This is a genomic window from Pseudomonas sp. AC532 (assembly GCF_979258965.1).
Genome location: NZ_OZ409888.1, coordinates 5,023,137 through 5,042,184 on the forward strand (window position 1 = coordinate 5,023,137; position 19,048 = coordinate 5,042,184).

Here is a 19,048-nt window from a genome sequence, read left to right on the forward strand (position 1 = left end):
ACCTCAGGCGCACGGTGGCAAGGCCATCAGCGGCAACGCGATGAATACTACGCAGATCGCACCGATCAGGCTGCCCGCGGCGGACACGCTGGCCACGAAGCGCTCGCGGTCGCTGCGGTGAGGGCGGCGCGCGGCCTGCTGGAACACGCGCGCCAGCACCAGCAGCAGGCTAGCAGTGAGCACGGACAGGAGGCCCAAGGCCAGGTTCAGCCAAGTCCAGGGGCCATCTTCGAGGGGCGGGGGCGCCACCGAGCAGCCAGCGCCCTGGCCGCCATACAGGGCGATGAACCACAGGCTCCAGATGCTCAGGCCGGTGACGATGTGCGCCGGGTTGTAGACGCTGCGCAGGCTTTGCATCACGCGACTCCGAAAGCAGGTGGGAACAACACGATGGCGAAGTAGCTGACCCACAGCACACCAAGGCTGTAGTACCAGAATTGCGCCACCACCAGTGGCTCGTACGGCGCCTCGGCACCCACGTAGCCAATACGCACGCGCAGGGCCTGTAGCGCGCTGAGGATACCGGCGAGCAACGCATGACCGAAGCTGTAGGCGAGCATCACGAAGATCACCGCATCATGGGCGCGCACGGTGGGTTCGAGGGCCTCGCTGCGCAGTGCCCAGAGCAGCAACGCTGCCTGCACGAGGCCAATCACCGCAAAACTTACCTGGCAGGCCAGCAACCCCTGTGCACGACCCTGGCGCAGCCTGCCGTTGACTCGCCGTTGCCAGGGGATTGCCAGTGACAGCAGCAGGGCACTGGCAAACAGCAGCCAATGGTTGAACACCGGGGCGTCCGGTACCTGCCAGTTGGGCGCCACTGTCCACAGGTAGAACCAGCCGAACAGCAGCGACAGGTACAGCGCACCATTGGACAGCAGCGTCACGCCCATGCCCCACAGCCCCGGGCCATCGCAGGTGCGTGAATGCAGGGGCGGCTCGTGCGGTTGGGTCTTGGCGTCCGGCGCGGCCTTGGGATGGGCGCCGTTCTCCCAGCTCCAGCGCAGGAGCACCACCACCGAGGCGAAGCAGGCGACCAATGCCAGCAGGTAGACCTTGGTCAGCAGGCTCAGGCAGAGTACGGCGATGCAGCAGGCGGCGATAAAGGGCAACCAGCTGTTGCCGGGCAAGTGGATGATTTCCCGCACCTTGCCAGTCAACGGGTCGACGCCCCAGGTTTCCCGCCGACCGTGATCGATCACCGTCAGGGCATGGTCACCGCGCGCAATGCTTTCGCGCAGGTTGGGGTCACGCCACAGGGGATGGCGATCGGTGATTTTCGGCAGGCTCACGAAGTTGTAAGGGTTGGGCGGCAGGCTGGTCGCCCATTCCAGGGTGTCCGCCTGCCAGGGGTTTTGCCCCGCGGGCTTGCCGTAGCGGTAATGCAGGATCAGATCGAGTAGCAGGGTGGCAATACCGATCACCATGATGAAGCTGCCAATCGACGAAATCAGGTTGGGCATGTCCCAGCCCAGACCGGTTTCGTAGGTGTACACCCGCCGCGGCATGCCCAGCAGACCGGTCCAATGCATGATCAGGAACGTCATGTTGAAGCCGATGAATACCAGCCAGAAACCCCACTTGCCGAGGCGCTCGGAGGCCATGCGCCCGGAAAAGTGTGGCAGCCAGTAATACAGCCCGGCGATCAGCGGGAAGAGCATGCCGCCGATCAGCACGTAGTGGAAATGCGCGACCACGAACTGGGTGTCGTGGACCTGCCAGTCGAACGGCACCAGGGCCAGCATCACCCCGGTCAGCCCGCCGCACACGAAGATGATCAGAAAGCCCACCAGCCAGAGCATCGGCACGTTGTAGCGCGGCTTGCCGAGCCACAGCGTGGCGATCCAGGAAAACACCTGGATGGCGGTGGGAATCGCCACCAGCATGCTCGCCGCCGAGAAGAACGCCAGGGCCAGCTGCGGGATGCCCACGGTGAACATGTGGTGCACCCACAGACCGAAGCTGATGAAGCCGGTACTCAGCACGCCCAGCACCACCGCGCGGTAGCCCACCAGCGGGCGGCCGCAGAATACCGGCAGCAGGGTGGAAACGATGCCGGCGGCCGGCAGGAAGATGATGTACACCTCGGGGTGGCCGAACAGCCAGAACAGGTGCTGCCAAAGCAGCGGATCACCGCCACGCGCCACCTCGAAGAAGGGCAGGCCGGCGGCACGCTCCAGCTCCAGCAGGATGCTGCCGAGGATCAGCGGCGGGAAGCCGATGACGATCATCATCGCCATGGTCAGGATGTACCAGGCGTAGATCGGCATCTTGTTCAGTGCCATGCCCTCGGCGCGGGTGCGCAGGATCGACACCACCAGTTCGACGCCAGCGGACACCGCGGAAATTTCCACGAACGTGATGCCGATCAACCAGATATCGGCATTGATACCGGGCGAGTGGGCGGCGCTGGACAGCGGTGTGTACATGAACCAGCCGGCATTCGGGGCGATGCCGAGCAGCAGGCTGGAGCAGATGATCAAGCCACCGAACAGATAGCACCAGTAGCCCAGGGCCGACAGGCGTGGAAACACCAGGTCGCGGGCGCCGAGCATCTTGGGAATCAGGTAGACCGCCAGGCCCTCCATCATCGGTACGGCGAACAGGAACATCATCACCGTGCCGTGCATGGTGAACACCTGGTTGAAGGTTTCCGGGCCCATGAATGCATTGCCCGGCAGCGCCAGTTGCGTGCGGATGAGCATCGCCAGCAGGAGGCCGAACACGAAGAAGCACAGCCCCGTGACCATGAACCTCAGGCCCAGGGTGGTGTGGTTGACGATGGTCAGTGCGCGCCAGCCGCGCGGGTTGCCCCAGACATCATCGAACTGCCCGTGCAGCGCATCGGCGTCGTCCTTGCATTGTGCTTCGCGCGGGTCATTCATGGTTCCAGGCCCTCCAGCCAGGTGGCGATGGCCTGCAGGTGCTCGGCATCGAGATCGTCGGTCAATGGCATGCCGGTACCAGACTTGATCCGGCCATGTTCGCGCAGCCAGGTCAGCGGCGCGCCGGGCTCGTTCGGCAGCAGGCCAGCGCCGAGGGTGCGGCGGCTGGCCAGATCGGTGAGGTCTGGTGCACGGTTGCCCGCACTGACGCCGGCGACCCGGTGGCAGGTGCCGCAATGGGCCATGAACGTAGCGCCTGCCTCGCCCTGCAGCGCCTCGATCTGCGGTTCGCGGCGAGCGTCGATCCAGGCTGCGAAGTCTTCGTCGCTGTGGGCTTGCACGTCGAGAATCATATGGCTGTGCTGAGTGCCGCAGAACTCCGTGCACTGCCCGCGAAAGGTGCCTGGCGCGTCAGCCTGCAGGCGAATGCGGTTCTCGCGGCCGGGAATCATGTCGATCTTGCCGCCCAGGCGCGGTACCCAGAACGAGTGGATTACATCTGCGCTGGTCACGGTGATATCCACCGGGCGACCGGCCGGGAGATGCAACTGGTTGGCCGTCACCACACCGCTGTCCGGGTAGCGCACCTCCCACCACCATTGATGGCCGATCACCTCGATTTGCAGCGGTTGCTCGCCCAGAATCGGCAGTTGCATCATGCGCGTCCCGACCGGAATGCCGAACAGCAGGAGCAGCACGATGGTCACCGACGGCAGTACGATACCGCCACCAATCAGCCAGCGGTTCTGGATTCGCCGGGCGTCAGCGAGCGAATACTCGCGCGGCCTGCGCCATATGGCGTAGATCCATATTGCGCTGACCACCACCAGCACCAGCGTGAAGAAACCGCACATGGCCCACCACAGTAGGACGATATCGCGAGCGACAGGGCCGGCGGGGGCCAGAATTGATTGGTCACCACTGCAGGCGGAGATAAGCGGAACTGCTGACGCCAGTGCGGTCAACTTGAGTAGAGCCGAGACACCTCGGCTCTTTTTGCAATCGACAGGGAGGCCGCCATGGCTGAGCAACAAGAATCCATCATCAGTCGCGCGGCCATTGCCGGGCATCCGCTGCATCCGATGATGATCCATTTCCCGGTCGCTGCCTTGCTGGGCCTGGTGGCGACCGATTTCGCCTACTTCTGGACCACCGACCCGTTCTGGGCGCGGGCCAGCTTGTGGTTGGCCGGCGTCGGCGCTGCGGGTGGCTGGATCGCCAGCATTGCCGGCATGATCGACTTGCTCACCGTGAAACGTATCCGCCAGAAAATCAGCGCCTGGTGTCACGCCATCATCGCTGTGATGATGCTCTCCCTGGCCTCGCTGAACTGGATGCTGCGCTACCGCCACGGCGACGACGGCTTCGAAATGTGGGCGTTCTATTTGTCGTTGTTCACCGCGGGCTTGATCGCGATAGCTGCATACCTCGGCGGGCGCCTCGTTTACGAGCATGCCGTGGGCGTGGATGTCGATTGATTTCGGCTTGCGCCCGCCTGCATTCATGGATGAGTGACTCTTCATTCAAAAGGGTTTGGCAAGCACCAGCCACAACGTGGTGGCGATCATGCTTGTGGTGATCGCGCCCAGCGTGGCGCAGGCCACGATGAAAGCCGGTCGCGGATGACGTTCGCACTGCAGGATCAGCAACCCGCAGAGCGCGTGGCAGATGACCATCACCGCCACGGTGGAAAGCTTGGCCACCAGCCAGATACCGAAGGTGCCGTCGCGTAGAAACAGCGCCGTGCCGCTGCCGATGGCGATCAGGGCAGCAGGGGTCGCCACGAGGTTGAAGATCGTGCGGTTCAGTTCGGGGTGGCCCGGCCGTTCGGCGACCGGCGCCGAGCGGCAACCAGCGGCGATCAGCGCGGGCAGGTAGAGCAGAGCGCCGCACCAGGCGATCAAGGCCGTGAAATGCAGCAGTTTCAGCAGGGGCATTGGTGCCCTCCATTGCCTGTAGTCCTGAGGTCTGTCCGTGTGACCCCCAGGCAGGAAATGCGGTTCGACCTTTTCGCGCCACCTGGCTAGTGCGCTGAAAATCACCTCTCGTAGCAGCTGCAAGCCGCGTATTGCCTGGCATCAGGTGCCTGGCACCGGAGGAATTCCAGAGGCGAAAACGCAGCATGCCTTTTGGGGTTGTGTCACTGAATGTGTGAATTGCCGGCTGCAGCCCGACAGGGGGCTGCCCTGCGAGCGGCGCGATGAGCCGGCAGGCGTGGTAAACTTGGCTCTCTTCTGCAGCCCGCAAATGGCTGCGCGCTGCCCAACTGGCAGCCCTGAACAACTGGCCCTCGGGCCGGGAGAGGGAACCCATGAATACCACGCAGCTGGTCGACCCGTTCGGCCGGCGGATTACCTACCTGCGACTCTCGGTGACCGATCGCTGCGATTTCCGCTGCACCTATTGCATGAGCGAAGACATGGTCTTCGCGCCACGTGCGCAGATCCTCACGCTTGAAGAACTGTACGCCGTCGCCGATGCCTTCATCGGTCTGGGCGTGAAGCGCATCCGCATCACCGGGGGAGAGCCGCTGGTACGCAAGAACCTGCTGAGCCTGTTGCGCCGCCTGGGTGAGCGCCCCGAGCTGGAAGACCTGTCGATCACCACCAACGGCTCCCAGCTCGCGCACATGGCAAACGACTTGCGGGCGGCGGGCGTCACCCGTTTGAACGTCAGCCTCGACTCGTTGCAGCGCGAGCGTTTTACCGCTTTCACCCGGCGCGACATGCTTGACCAGGTGCTGGCCGGCATCGACGCCGCGGCGGCGGCGGGCTTCAGGCGCATCAAGCTCAACAGCGTGGTGCAGACCGGCCGCAATGACGATGAAGTGCTGGGCCTGGTCGAGTACGCCATGGCCCGTGGCCTGGATATCAGCTTCATCGAGGAGATGCCCCTGGGCAGCGTGGTCAGCCACCAGCGCGAGCAGACCTTCTGCTCCAGCGAGGTGGTGCGCGAGCGCATCGAGGCACGTTACCCGCTGGTGCGCAGCAGCCACGTCACCGGCGGTCCGTCGCGTTACTGGCAGGTAAACGGCAGTGACACCCGCGTTGGCTTCATTTCACCGCACAGCAACAACTTCTGCGGCGACTGCAACCGCGTTCGCGTGACGGCCGAGGGCAAGCTGGTGCTTTGCCTGGGCCACGACAACGCACTGGATCTGCGCACCCTGATGCGCGCTCACCCGGGTGACAGCGAGCGGTTGCGTGGCGCCCTGCTCAAGGCCCTGCAGCTCAAGCCGGAGCGTCACCATTTCGAGACCGACGAGCAAGTCCAGGTGATCCGCTTCATGAGCATGACCGGTGGTTGAATGCTGCCGGCAATCCGTCTCCGGCGCGCTGATTGCGCTGCCTTGAAAGCCGTGTGCGAGGCCGCCCACGGCTGACCTGCCTCAGGCTGTCCTGGCAGGCATGCAACACGCTTGCTGCTCCGTTGCAACCTGGTAAATCCGACCACTACATGCCCTGACTCCCGGCCTGTTTAGCGGATCGCCGGCGCCGGCAACCCACCCGGTTCTTGACGCCCTGTACAGGTGCACGCCGTTTCGCCTCCAGACGAGCGGTTCGCGGCCAGGCGCCGCGCGCCTTTGCCTGATGCTGCTCGCAGGGCGATCGGCCGCGGTGCCGGAAAATCCCCTGAACCTCCGCGACAGGCCCTCACTCAACTTAAGGGAGCGGCCCGTACAGGGCTATTTTCTGAAGCGACGAGGAGATTCAAAGTGGATAACAAAGACGTTATTTCGGTACTCAATGATCTGATCGAAACCAGTAAAGATGGCGAGAAAGGTTTCAGCGAGTGCGCCGACGACGTGAAAGAGCCGCGTCTCAAGAGCTTCTTCACCCAGCGCTCGCAGGATTGCGCTAGCGCCGCTGCCGAACTGCAGCAACTGGTGCGTGGCCTGGGCGGCGACCCGGAAACCAGTTCCAGTGTGTCGGGTGCTCTGCACCGCGGTTGGGTCGACCTGAAGTCGATGATCACCGGCAAGAGCGAGGAAGCTATCCTCAACGAATGCGAGCGCGGCGAAGACGTGGCGCTGAAGGCGTACCGCGAAGCCCTGCAAAAAGACCTGCCGAGCAACGTGCGCAGCGTTCTGGAAAAGCAGCTGCAAGGTGTGCAGCGCAACCATGATCAGGTCAAGTCGCTGCGCGATGCCGCACGCGCCAACTGATCCCGGCTGCAGTCGAATGAAAGGGCGCCTTCGGGCGCCTTTTTCATGCCTGGCTTTTACCACGGCCCGGTGATGGCAGCCGCGGGCAGCGGGGGGGCGCAACACTGCGCGGTTTGCCAGCGAGAATAGTTCTTAATGACGATGGCGCACGCCTTTGTTACGCTACATTTCCGTTTTTCGCTGTGGGCGTTCAGCGCCTGCTCCTTCGCGTCGTAAAAGGTTTTTTCCCTCCATGACTGTCCCCGCGTTTTTTGTCCGCCTCACGGCTGCCCTTTGCCTGCTTTTCAGCGTCGCTGCCCAGGCCACCGACTACCCGCTTACCGTGACCGATCTGGCCGGGCGGCAGGTGACGCTCGCGCACGAGCCCAGGCGCATGGTGCTGCAGGACGGCCGCGACCTGTTCAGCCTGGCGCTGCTCGACCGCGAAGACCCGTTCGAGCGCATCGCCGTGTGGAACAACATCATCAAGCGGTCCGATCCAAATACCTGGCAAGTGTTCCAGGCACGCTGGCCAGATAGCGCCGGCCGGGCCGTCGACATGCAGTTCGGTGACGATGGTGACATGAACCTGGAGGCAGTGGTCGCGGGTAAGCCCGATCTGCTGGTGTTCCAGCTGCGTGCACGCAAGTCGCTGGAAGGCGCCGGTGTCGAGCGCAAGCTGGCTGCCCTGAAGATTCCGGTCATTTATCTCGACAGCGACCTGGATCCGGTCACCAACAGCCAGAAGAGCGTGGCGCTGCTCGGCAAGGTTCTTAACCGCGAGGACCGCGCCAAGGAGTACCTGGATTTCTACACCGCGCGTCTGGCGCAGGTCGACAAATTGGTAGCCGAGCAGGGCAAGCGCCCGCTGGTGTTCGTTGAGGCCAAGGCCGGGCAGGGCGGTGCCAGCAGTTGCTGCTTCACCCATGGCGACGTGTACTGGGGCAAGCTGGTGCACGCGGCTGGCGGCGATAACCTGGGCACTCGGCTGCTGCCGGGGGCCACTGGCGACGTAACGCTGGAAACGGTGATCAGCCGCAAGCCCGACATCTACGTGATGAGCGGCACCCAGTTTCCTGGCGACACGTCTATCTCTCCGCCGTTCGGCTTTGGCCCGACGGTCGAACAGGCCGCCATCGACAGCGCCATGCAGCGTTTGCTCAAACGTCCGGGCATGGCCCAGTTGCAGGCCACGCAGCACCAGCGTGTGTATGGCATCTATCATCAATTCTACGCCAGCAGCTGGAACATCCTGGCGGTCGAGTACCTGGCCCGGGCGTTCTACCCGCACGTTGGCGAGCAGCTCGATCCGTCGGCCAGCACCCGCACGCTGCTGGCCATGACCGGCCTCGGCAACGTGCCGGCCATTCTCTTCAGCCAGGTGTCTGCCGGTGAATGACGCCAGCGGGGTCGCCGAGGCTGCCGATGGCTACCAGCGCCGCTACGCGAGGAGCGTCTGGCAGCGCAGCGCGCTGCTGGCCGGTCTGCTGCTGCTGGCGCTGATCGCCTTTATCGCCGATTTGGTCGTCGGCTCGGGCACTCTGAGTTTCGCCGATGCGGTGCAAGGTCTGTTCACCCCGGACCGGGTGGATGCCTCTACGCGGGTGATTCTCTGGGAATTGCGCATGCCGATGACGCTGATGGCAGTGCTCGCCGGTACTTGCCTGGCGCTGGCCGGGTTGATCATGCAGACGGTCCTCGACAACCCGCTGGCCGAACCCTTCACCCTCGGCATTTCCTCGGCAGCGGGTTTTGGTGCGGCGCTGGCGCTGACCTTCAACCTGTCGCTGGCGCAGTGGTTGCCGGGCTTCGGCGCCGAGATGGTGGTCACCGCCAACGCCTTTCTATTCTCGCTGCTCACCGTCGGGTTGATCCTGTTGCTGACCCGAGGGCAGATCGGCCTGCAGGCCATCACCCTGCTGGGCATCGCCGTGCATTTCGTGTTCAGTTCGTTGCTCGGTCTGGTGCAGTACGTGTCCAGTGTCGATCAGTTGCAAAGCATCGTGTTCTGGCTGATGGGCTCGCTACTACACGTGACCTGGAGCAAGGTCGCGCTGTGCGCCGCCATCGCGCTGGTGGCGGTGCCGCTGGTGCTGATGCACGCCTGGGCGCTCACCGCGCTGCGCAGCTTTGGCGAGCAGGCGGTGGTGTTCGGCATCCGCGTCAAGCGCGTGCGCACCCTGATGTTGGTGCTGGCGGCGCTGCTTGCCGGCGCGGTGACGTCGGTGGTCGGCATCATTGGTTTCGTCGGCCTGGTCGCGCCCCACGTGGCGCGCTTGCTGGTCGGCGAAGACCAACGCTTCACCATCGGCGTGACGCTGGCCTGCGGGATCATCTTCGTTACCCTGGCATCGCTCGCCAGCAAGCTGATCGTGCCCGGCGCCGTGCTGCCCATCGGCATGGTCACCTCGCTGATCGGCTTGCCGTTCTTCATCATTCTGATCCTGCGTGACCGGAGGCTGACGTCCCGATGAGTCTTGTCGTTCAGCACTATCGCGTCACCCTCGGCGGGCGGCCGATCATCCGCGATTTCGCTGTCCATGCCGGAGCGGGTCGCACCCTGGCCCTGCTCGGTGCCAACGGGGCGGGCAAATCGACTTTCATGAAAGGCCTGTGCGGGCTGTTGCGTGCCGAGGGTTCGGCGATCATCGACGGTACGCAACTGATCGGCCTGGAGCCGGCACTGCGCGCGCGGCTGATCGGTTACGTGGCACAGGACCTGACTCACCTCGACGTGCGCCTGTCGACCTACGAGCTTCTGCTCCTGGCGCAACAGGGCGGTGCGCGCGGCTGGACCACCCAGCGCGACAGCCAGAGGCGTGCCAGTGAACTACTCGAATTGCTCGGCCTGCAGCGTTTTGCAGAACAGCAACCGGGGCAGTTGTCCGGGGGCGAGCGGCAGATGATTTCACTTGCCCTGGCGCTGGTGCGCAGCCCGCGGCTGCTGTTGCTCGACGAGCCGACCTCGGCCCTCGACCTGGCCAACCAGCTGCACATGCTCGACGCGGTGAGCGCCTACACGCGCCGCGAAAACATCGTCACCCTGGCGATCTTCCACGACATGAACCTGGCCAGCCGCTACGCCGACGACGTGTTGATGATCCGCGACGGTCGCGTACATGGCAGTGGCACCACCGACGAAATGCTCACTCCGGCGCATCTGGCTGCCGTGTATGGGGTCGATTGTCGAACCCTGAGCGTGGACGACGGCGCCTTCACCGCCATCTACCCGGTATCGGTGATCGGTGCCTAGCTCTCTTCCGGGATTACCTCGCCGCTCCACACGGCGCTGCAGGAGCCGGCTTGCCGGCGATTGGCGGCCATGCTGCCGGGCTGGATGAACGCCCGCCGTCGCATTGTCCGCACGCAGGCTCCTGGAGCTCTCGAGATCGGTGGCTATGGTTCGCGGCGGTGCACGCGCTGGCCGGCCGCGAAGGTTTCCTTGATCACCCGGTCATCGCCCAGGGTGATCAGGGCGAATAACCGCTCTGCCAGGGTGCTGCTCTGCTTGAGGCGATAGTCGATCAGCGGGGTGGCCTGGTAATCGAGCACCACGAAATCCGCGTCTTTGCCGGCGGCAAAGTTGCCGATACGGTCATCCAGATACAGTGCTCGCGCGCTACCCAGCGTGGCCAGGTACAGCGACTTGAAAGGGTCGAGCTTTTGCCCCTGCAGTTGCATGATCTTGTACGCCTCGCTCAGCGAACGTAGCTGCGAAAAGCTGGTGCCGGCGCCGATGTCGGTGCCCAGACCTACCCGCACCTTGTGCTGTTCCATTCGCTGCAGGTCGAACAGGCCGCTGCCGAGAAACAGGTTGGAGGTTGGGCAGAAGGCAACCGCCGAGCCGGTTTCCGCCAGGCGCTTGCACTCGGCATCGCACAGGTGCACGGCATGGGCGAAGACCGAGCGGGGGCCGGTCAGTTGGTGCTGGTCGTAGACATTCAGGTAGCCGCTGTTCTCCGGGAACAGTTCCTTTACCCACTCGATTTCCTGGCGATTTTCCGAAAGGTGGGTGTGCAGGTACAACTCGGGGTATTCACGCAGCAGGCGGCCGGCCATGGCCAGTTGTTCCGGCGAGCTGGTCGGCGCGAAGCGCGGCGTTACCGCATAGTGCAGGCGGCCCTTGCCGTGCCAGCGCTCGATCAGCTCGCGGCTGTCGGCGTAGCCGGATTCGACCGTATCGGTGAGAGCCTCGGGCGCATTGCGGTCCATCAGCACCTTGCCGGCGATCATGCGCAGGTTGAGCGCCCCGGCGGCCTCGAACAGGGCATCTACCGACTGCTTGTGCACGCTGCCGAACACCAGCGCCGTGGTGGTGCCGTTGCGCAGCAGTTCCTTGATGAAGACATCCGCGACTTCCCTGGCGTGGGCCTGGTCGGCGAAGCGCATTTCGGTGGGGAAGGTGTAGGTGTTCAGCCAGTCGAGCAACTGCTCGCCGTACGCACCGATCATGCCGGTTTGCGGGTAGTGGATATGGGTGTCGATGAAACCGGGGGTAATCAAGGCGTTTTCGTAGTGGGTCAGGGCCACGCCAGCCAGGCGCGGTAGCAGCTCGGCGGCAGGGCCCACCTCGCGTACCTTGCCGTCCTGCACCAGCAGGATGCCGTCTTCGAAATAGGCATGGGACGCCTCGACGCCGACCTCGGCTGGATCGGCCAGGCTGTGCAGAATGGCGCCGCGGTAGGCGTGGGTGGAGCTGGACATGAGCGTGCCTCGATACAGATTGCAATTTGACAGGGCGATAGTGTCGCATCATGTGCGCCGCGGATGAACAAAAGGGCCCGCAGGCGCCTGCTGCGCTGGCTGTCAGGCTGGCCTGCTGTGGTAGACTCGTCGCTGATCTGGCCAGCAGGAAGTCGCGTCATGCGCCTGGCCGGAACGCTCCGCCATCCCCCGACCGATCCCCAGGACCTCGCGCCCTAAGGAAATCCATGACGCATCCTGCCGTTCAGGCCCCTCACTGTGTTGACGTGTTATCACGCGCACGTCTGGCGAGTCTCGCAGCATGCGCCTGAAGTCCATCAAGCTGGCGGGCTTCAAGTCGTTCGTCGACCCCACCACAGTGAATTTCCCGAGCAACATGGCGGCGGTAGTCGGGCCCAACGGCTGTGGCAAATCCAACATCATCGATGCCGTGCGCTGGGTGATGGGCGAAAGCTCGGCGAAGAACCTGCGCGGCGAGTCGATGACGGACGTCATCTTCAACGGCTCCAACACGCGCAAGCCAGTGACCCAGGCCAGCATCGAGCTGATCTTCGATAACTCCGACAACACCCTGGCCGGCGAATACGCGGCCTTCGCGGAAATCTCCATTCGCCGGCGGGTGACCCGCGACAGCCAGAACACCTACTTCCTCAATGGTGTGAAGTGCCGCCGCCGCGACATCACCGACATCTTCCTGGGCACCGGCCTGGGGCCGCGCAGCTACTCGATCATCGAGCAGGGCATGATCAGCAAGCTGATCGAGGCCAAGCCGGAGGAGCTGCGCAACTTCATCGAGGAAGCGGCCGGCATCTCCAAGTACAAGGAGCGTCGTCGGGAAACCGAAAGCCGCATCCGCCGTACCCAGGAAAACCTCGCGCGCCTCGCCGACCTGCGAGACGAGTTGGAGCGCCAGCTCGAACGCCTGCATCGCCAGGCCCAGGCCGCCGAGAAGTACCAGGAATACAAGGCCGAGGAGCGCCAGTTGCGGGCGCAACTCACCGCGCTGCGCTGGCAGGCGCTCAACGAGCAGGTGGGGCAGCGTGAAGCGGTGATCGGCAATCAGGAGGTCGGCTTCGAGGCGCTGGTCGCCGAGCAGCGCAATGCCGATGCCAGCATCGAGCGCCTGCGCGACGGCCACCACGAGCTGTCCGAGCGCTTCAACCTGGTGCAGGGGCGCTTCTATTCGGTGGGGGGCGACATCGCCCGCGTCGAGCAGAGCATCCAGCACGGCCAGCAACGCCTGCGCCAGTTGCAGGACGACCTGCGTGAAGCCGAGCGAGCGCGTCTGGAAACCGAATCGCACCTGGGCCATGACCGCACCCTGCTGGCCACCCTGGGTGAAGAATTGGCCATGCTTGAGCCTGAGCAGGAACTCACTGCCGCGGCCGCCGAAGAATCCGCTGCGGCCCTCGAAGACGCCGAAACCGGCATGCACGGCTGGCAGGAACAGTGGGACAGCTTCAATCAGCGCAGCGCCGAGCCGCGACGCCAGGCCGAAGTGCAGCAGTCGCGTATCCAGCAGCTGGAGCACAGCCTGGAGCGCCTCAGCGAACGCCAGCGGCGCCTGGCCGATGAACTGCAGCAGTTGGCCGCCGACCCTGAGGATGCGGCCATCATCGAACTGGGCGAACAGATCGCCGTCGGTGAGTTGGACCTGGAACAATTGCAGGAGCAGGAGGCTGAACAAGCCGAACGCTTGCAGCAATTGCGCGAAGACCTGCAGCAAGCAGGCAGTGCCCAGCAACAGGCGCAGGGCGACCTGCAACGCCTGAATGGCCGTCTGGCCTCCCTGGAAGCCTTGCAACAGGCTGCGCTGGATCCTGGCATCGGGGCTGCAGAGTGGTTGCGCGAACACGGCCTGGACAAGCGCCCGCGCTTGGCCGAAGGCCTGCGTGTGGAGGCGGGTTGGGAGCTGGCGGTGGAAACCGTGCTGGGTGCCGATCTGCAGGCCGTGCTGCAGGACGATCTGTCCGGTCTGGACTTTGCCGCCCTGGACCAGGGCGAGCTGCGCCTGGTCTCGGCTGGCGCTTCTGGCGAACGCATGCCCGGCAGCCTGCTGGACAAGGTTGAGTCGCCGGTTGACCTGGCGCCCTGGCTGGGGCGCGTGCGCCCGGTCGAGAGCCTCGATCAGGCACTGGCCGAGCGCGCGCAGCTAGCACCCGGCGAGAGCCTGGTCAGCCGCGATGGCTACTGGGTTGGCCGGCACTTCCTGCGCGTGCGCCGCGCCAGCGAAGCGCAGAGCGGCGTGCTGGCGCGTGGGCAGGAAATCGAAAGCCTGGGCCTCGAGCGCGACGAGCGCGAGGCAGCCCTGGCGTTGCTCGATGAGCGTCTGCAAACCCTGCGCGAGCGTCAACGCGACGCGGAACAGGTGCGTGAACAACAGCGTCGCCAGGTGCAGGACCAGGCTCGCGGTCTCGGCGAGCTGAAGGCCAGGTTGTCCGCTGGCCAGGCCAAGGCCGAGCAGTTGCTGCTGCGTCGTCAACGTATCGAGGCGGAACAGCAGGAGCTGGCCGAGCAGCGGGCCCTGGAGACCGAGCAGCTGGGCGAGGCGCGCCTGTACCTGCAGGACGCGCTTGACAGCATGGCCCTCGACAACGAGCAGCGCGAACGTCTGCTGGCCAGTCGCGATGCCCTGCGCGAGCGCCTGGACCGGGTGCGCCAGGATGCGCGGCAGCACAAGGACCACGCTCACCAGCTAGCCGTTCGCCTGGGTTCGCTGCGCGCCCAGCACGATTCCACCCGCCAGGCGCTGGAGCGCCTGGAGCTGCAAGCCGAGCGCCTGCACGAAAAACGCGAGCAGCTCGACCTGAACCTGGAGGAGGGCGCGGCTCCGCTGGAAGAGCTGCGCATGAAGCTCGAGGAACTGCTCGAGCGGCGCATGGGCGTCGAGGAAGAGCTGCGCCTGGCGCGCCTGGCGCTGGAAGATGCTGACCGCGAACTGCGTGATGCCGAAAAGCGCCGCTCCCAGGCCGAGCAGCAAGCGCAGTTGCTGCGTGGCCAACTGGAACAGCAGCGCCTGGAATGGCAGTCGTTGAACGTGCGGCGCAAGGCCCTGCAGGACCAGTTGTTGGAAGACAGCTACGACCTGCATGGGGTGCTTGCCACGCTGCCCGAGGGCGCCAGCGAGTCCGCCTGGGAGCAGACCCTGGAGCAGATGGCCGCGCGCATCCAGCGTCTGGGCGCGATCAACCTGGCCGCTATCGAGGAATACCAGCAGCAATCCGAGCGCAAGCGCTACCTGGATGCCCAGAACGCTGACCTGGTCGAAGCCCTGGATACCCTGGAAAACGTGATTCGCAAGATCGACCGGGAAACCCGTAATCGCTTCAAGGAAACCTTCGACCAGATCAACGCCGGAATCCAGGCGCTTTTCCCGAAAGTTTTCGGTGGCGGCAGCGCATATTTGGAACTCACCGGCGAAGATCTACTCGATACCGGGGTGACCATCATGGCGCGCCCGCCGGGCAAGAAGAACAGCACGATCCATTTGCTGTCCGGTGGCGAGAAGGCATTGACGGCGCTGGCGCTGGTTTTTTCCATCTTCCAGCTCAATCCGGCACCGTTCTGCATGCTCGACGAAGTTGATGCGCCGCTCGATGACGCCAACGTCGGACGCTATGCGCGGCTGGTCAAGGAGATGTCGGCCACCGTGCAGTTCATCTACATCACCCACAACAAGATCGCCATGGAAATGGCCGATCAACTGATGGGGGTGACGATGCACGAGCCCGGATGCTCGCGCCTGGTGGCGGTGGATGTCGAGGAGGCGTTGGCGATGGTGGACAGCTGAGGCGTCTCGACACGGATTGTGTAGCGTAAAAACTGCCGGGAGCGGCGGTTTTACTGTGTTTTGCCGGTGTAAAGTTGCCTTTCGTCGTGCTAGCTTAACGCCCACTTTTGTTGCACGTGGGAAAACGCCAGTCAGAACATGGAGTTGGCGCCACGTTTCAGGGTCATCAGTACAGGCCGGGATGCCTTTTTTCATCAATTTTTGCTTTAGGGGTCAGGACATTTCATGGAATTCGGTCTACGCGAGTGGCTGATCATCATCGGTATCATCGTCATTGCTGGCATCCTGTTCGATGGCTGGCGGCGGATGCGCGGTGGCAAGGGCAAGCTCAAGTTTCGGCTTGATCGCAGCGCGTCCAACCTGCCGGATGATGAAGGAGACCCCGATGTGCTCAGCCCGCCACGGGTGATCGAGCGCAATCACGAGCCGTCTCTGGACGAGGATGACCTGCCGTCGCTGAGCGCCCGCGACGTCAACAGTCGTCGCCGTGGCGAGCCGCGCCAGGGCGACCTCGATCTGAGCGCCGATGAGCCGGTGCCGATGTTGCTGACGCCCGTCGAAGATGAGCACGCTGGTCGCGATAGCGGCGCTGCCAGGACCGCCAGCAAGGATCAGGCACCCGTCGACGAAGTGCTGGTGATCAACGTCATCGCGCGTGACGAGCAGGGCTTCAAAGGCCCGGCGCTGCTGCAGAACATTCTGGAAAGCGGCCTGCGCTTCGGCGAGATGGACATCTTCCACCGTCACGAGAGCATGGCCGGCAACGGCGAAGTGCTGTTCTCCATGGCCAACGCCCTGAAGCCCGGCACCTTCGACCTGGACGATATCGAAGGCTTCAGCACCCGCGCAGTGAGCTTCTTCCTGGGCCTGCCGGGCCCGCGTCATCCCAAGCAGGCCTTCGATGTCATGGTTGCCGCAGCGCGCAAACTGGCCCATGAGCTCAACGGCGAGCTCAAGGACGACCAGCGTAGCGTGCTCACCGCACAAACCATCGAACATTACCGCCAGCGCATCGTCGAATATGAACGCCGCCTGTTGACGCAAAAACGCTAACAACCAGTGGCACCGACAAGCCTCAAGCTACAAGCCAAGCGCTTGGCTTGAGGTTTTTCGTTTCTGCGCCCTGGCCGTGTCCCGTTGAGAATGACCGTATGAAAGAAGCCGCCCAACGCATCCTCGAACTGCGCACCGAACTGGATGTGCACAACTACCGCTATTACGTGCTCGATGAGCCCAGCGTGCCGGACGCCGAATACGATCGCCTGTTCCGCGAACTGCAGGCACTGGAGGCCGAGCACCCGGAACTGGTCACGCCCGATTCACCGACCCAGCGCGTCGGTGGCGAGGCGCTGAATGCTTTCGCGTCGGTGCGCCACGAAGTGCCGATGCTCAGCCTCGGCAACGCCTTCGAGGAAGATGACCTGAGGGCGTTCGACCGCAGCGTGCAGAACGGCCTGGGTCTGCAGGGCGGTGATCTGTTCGGCGGTGGCGTGTCGGTCGAATACAGCTGCGAGCCCAAGCTCGATGGCCTGGCGGTGAGCCTGCTGTACCGCAATGGCCAACTGGTACGCGGCGCTACCCGGGGCGATGGCACTACCGGCGAGGACATCAGCGTCAACGTGCGTACCATCCGTAACGTACCGTTGAAGTTGCAGGGCAGCGGCTGGCCCGACGTGCTGGAGGTGCGGGGCGAGGTGTTCATGTCCCGCGCCGGCTTCGAGCGGCTCAATGCCAGCCAGGCGGAGATGGGCGGCAAGACCTTCGCCAACCCTCGCAACGCCGCCGCCGGCAGCCTGCGCCAGCTGGACTCGAAGATCACCGCCAGCCGTCCGCTGGAGTTCTGTTGCTACGGCCTCGGCCAGCACAGCGCCGAGCCGGCCGCGACCCAGGTCGGCATGCTCGAACGCCTGAAAACCTGGGGCATTCCGATCAGCCCCGAGTTGAAACTCGCCAAAGGCATCGAAGATTGCCTGGCCTACTACCGTGATATCGGCGAGCGGCGCATGGGGCTGCCGTACGACATCGACGGGGTGGTGTTCAAGGTCAACAACATCGAAGACCAGCAGCAGCTGGGCTTTCGTGCGCGTACCCCGCATTGGGCGGTCGCGCACAAGTTTCCTGCCATGGAGGAGCTGACCGAGTTGCTCGACGTGGAATTCCAGGTCGGTCGCACCGGTGCGGTGACGCCGGTGGCGAGGCTCAAACCGGTCAAGGTGGCGGGCGTAACGGTCTCGAACGCCACGCTGCACAACATGGACGAAGTCGCGCGCCTCGGCGTGATGATCGGCGACACGGTGATCATCCGCCGCGCCGGTGACGTGATTCCCCAGGTCATGCAGGTGGTCAGCGAGCGCCGGCCCGCTGACGCGCGCCCGGTAGACGTACCTGAGCGGTGCCCGGTGTGCGGCTCGGCGGTCGAGCGCACGCAACTGATCAAGCGCAGCAAGGGGCGCGAAACGGTCAGCGAGGGCGCGGTGTATCGCTGCGTCGGCCGCCTGGCCTGCGCAGCGCAGCTCAAACAGGCGATCATCCACTTCGTTTCGCGGCGTGCCATGGACATCGAGGGGCTGGGCGAGAAAAGCGTCGAGCAACTGGTCGATGAAGGACTGGTGGCCTCGCCAGCCGATCTCTTCACCCTCGAGTTCGACACGGTCGTGGGGCTCGAAGGCTTTGCGCAAGTATCCAGCCGCAAGCTGCTCAAGGCGATCGAGGACAGCAAGCGGCCAGTGCTGGCGCGGTTCATCTATGCGCTCGGCATACCGGATGTCGGCGAGGAAACGGCCAAGGTGCTGGCACGCTCCCTCGGTTCGCTGGAGCGCGTCACCCAGGCGCTCCCCGAAGTGCTCACCTACCTGCCGGATATCGGCCTGGAAGTCGCCCACGAAATTCACAGTTTCTTCGAGGACGAGCACAACCAAAAGGTGATCGGGCAACTGCTCGAGCGTGGCCTGGAACTGCAGGACCAAGGTGAGCTGGCCGCCGAGTTCGCTGCCAGCACCACTTTGGGCGGGCTGCTCGACAAGTTGAACATCCCGTTCGTGGCGGCCACCGGTGCCAGGAACCTGGCCGAGCGCTTCAAGCGCCTCGACGCGGTGATTGACGCTGACTGGCTGGACCTCAGCGCCATGAAGGGCCTGAACGAGAAGGCCAAGCAGTCGGTGCGCGAGTTTTTCGCCAACGGCGAAAACGCCGAGCGTGCGCGGGCTATCGAAGCCCAATTGCGTGCCTTCGGCATGCACTGGGAAAGCGAGAAGAAGGTGGTCGAGGGCTTGCCCTTGGGTGGCCAGACCTGGGTGCTGACCGGCAGCCTGGAAGTGATGAGCCGCGACATTGCCAAGGACAAGCTGGAGAGCCTGGGTGCCAAGGTAGCCGGCTCGGTATCGGCGAAAACCACCTGCGTGGTCGCCGGCCCCGGTGCCGGCTCCAAGCTCGCCAAGGCCACCGAGCTCAACGTACCCGTGCTGGATGAACAGGCCTTTATCGCCAGGCTCGCGGAGTACGGCATCGACGCCGAGTGAGGACGTA

At 64.2% G+C, this 19,048-nt stretch carries 14 protein-coding genes; 9 read left to right on the plus strand and 5 right to left on the minus strand.

Annotated features, from left to right (window positions below):
- Positions 1-3: 3 nt before the first annotated feature.
- The 3 genes from ACZ0AV_RS23410 to coxB are packed head-to-tail and all read right to left on the minus strand — an operon-like array spanning position 4 to position 3,820.
- Positions 4-357, minus strand: a complete 354-nt coding sequence (locus ACZ0AV_RS23410) for a hypothetical protein (RefSeq protein ID WP_499153224.1) — start codon at positions 355-357, stop codon at positions 4-6.
- The gene (gene ctaD, locus ACZ0AV_RS23415; protein WP_499153225.1) at positions 357-2,885 is read right to left on the minus strand and encodes a cytochrome c oxidase subunit I; all 2,529 of its coding nucleotides are present in this window, start codon (positions 2,883-2,885) and stop codon (positions 357-359) included. Before ctaD ends, ACZ0AV_RS23410 begins: the two co-directional genes overlap by 1 nt.
- A complete protein-coding gene (coxB, locus tag ACZ0AV_RS23420) occupies positions 2,882-3,820 on the minus strand; it encodes a cytochrome c oxidase subunit II (protein WP_499153441.1) in 939 nt (312 codons plus the stop codon). The genes ctaD and coxB overlap by 4 nt, the downstream gene beginning before the upstream one ends.
- 84 nt (positions 3,821-3,904) lie before the next feature.
- Here coxB and ACZ0AV_RS23425 point away from each other — a divergent pair, with 84 nt between their 5' ends.
- Positions 3,905-4,363 carry a DUF2231 domain-containing protein gene (locus ACZ0AV_RS23425; RefSeq protein ID WP_499153226.1) on the plus strand — a complete coding sequence of 153 codons (459 nt, stop codon included), beginning with the start codon at positions 3,905-3,907 and terminating at the stop codon, positions 4,361-4,363.
- A 45-nt stretch (positions 4,364-4,408) separates the two neighbouring features.
- On the opposite strand, the gene ACZ0AV_RS23430 is transcribed toward ACZ0AV_RS23425, so the two are convergent.
- On the minus strand, positions 4,409-4,822 hold the full coding sequence (locus ACZ0AV_RS23430) for a CopD family protein (protein WP_499153227.1): 414 nt from the start codon (positions 4,820-4,822) through the stop codon (positions 4,409-4,411).
- Positions 4,823-5,196: 374 nt separating this feature from the next.
- Between ACZ0AV_RS23430 and moaA the strand changes: the two genes are divergently transcribed.
- The 5 genes from moaA to ACZ0AV_RS23455 all read left to right on the plus strand — a co-directional run bounded on the left by moaA (position 5,197) and on the right by ACZ0AV_RS23455 (position 10,282).
- A complete protein-coding gene (gene moaA / locus ACZ0AV_RS23435) occupies positions 5,197-6,192 on the plus strand; it encodes a GTP 3',8-cyclase MoaA (RefSeq protein ID WP_499153228.1) in 996 nt (331 codons plus the stop codon).
- A 408-nt stretch (positions 6,193-6,600) separates the two neighbouring features.
- Complete coding sequence (locus tag ACZ0AV_RS23440) at positions 6,601-7,050, plus strand: PA2169 family four-helix-bundle protein (protein ID WP_499153229.1); 450 nt, start codon at positions 6,601-6,603, stop codon at positions 7,048-7,050.
- A 232-nt stretch (positions 7,051-7,282) separates the two neighbouring features.
- Positions 7,283-8,428 carry an ABC transporter substrate-binding protein gene (locus ACZ0AV_RS23445; protein WP_499153230.1) on the plus strand — a complete coding sequence of 382 codons (1,146 nt, stop codon included), beginning with the start codon at positions 7,283-7,285 and terminating at the stop codon, positions 8,426-8,428.
- On the plus strand, positions 8,421-9,503 hold the full coding sequence (locus ACZ0AV_RS23450; protein WP_499153231.1) for a FecCD family ABC transporter permease: 1,083 nt from the start codon (positions 8,421-8,423) through the stop codon (positions 9,501-9,503). The genes ACZ0AV_RS23445 and ACZ0AV_RS23450 overlap by 8 nt, the downstream gene beginning before the upstream one ends.
- Entirely contained in the window at positions 9,500-10,282 is a 783-nt protein-coding gene (locus ACZ0AV_RS23455; RefSeq protein ID WP_499153232.1) for an ABC transporter ATP-binding protein, read from the plus strand. Before ACZ0AV_RS23450 ends, ACZ0AV_RS23455 begins: the two co-directional genes overlap by 4 nt.
- 143 nt (positions 10,283-10,425) lie before the next feature.
- Here ACZ0AV_RS23455 and guaD read toward each other — a convergent pair whose 3' ends face one another.
- Positions 10,426-11,733 (minus strand): guanine deaminase, encoded by a 1,308-nt coding sequence (gene guaD / locus ACZ0AV_RS23460; protein WP_499153233.1) that lies wholly within the window; start codon positions 11,731-11,733, stop codon positions 10,426-10,428.
- Between the two features lie 301 nt (positions 11,734-12,034).
- On the opposite strand from guaD, the gene smc reads away from it, so the two are divergent.
- The 3 genes from smc to ligA all read left to right on the plus strand — a co-directional run bounded on the left by smc (position 12,035) and on the right by ligA (position 19,041).
- Positions 12,035-15,523: a chromosome segregation protein SMC gene (gene smc, locus ACZ0AV_RS23465; RefSeq protein WP_499153234.1), complete on the plus strand. Its 3,489-nt coding sequence runs from the start codon at positions 12,035-12,037 to the stop codon at positions 15,521-15,523.
- 225 nt (positions 15,524-15,748) lie between these two features.
- A complete protein-coding gene (gene zipA, locus ACZ0AV_RS23470) occupies positions 15,749-16,576 on the plus strand; it encodes a cell division protein ZipA (RefSeq protein WP_499153235.1) in 828 nt (275 codons plus the stop codon).
- Positions 16,577-16,674: 98 nt separating this feature from the next.
- Positions 16,675-19,041: an NAD-dependent DNA ligase LigA gene (gene ligA / locus ACZ0AV_RS23475; RefSeq protein WP_499153236.1), complete on the plus strand. Its 2,367-nt coding sequence runs from the start codon at positions 16,675-16,677 to the stop codon at positions 19,039-19,041.
- Positions 19,042-19,048 lie beyond the last annotated feature (7 nt).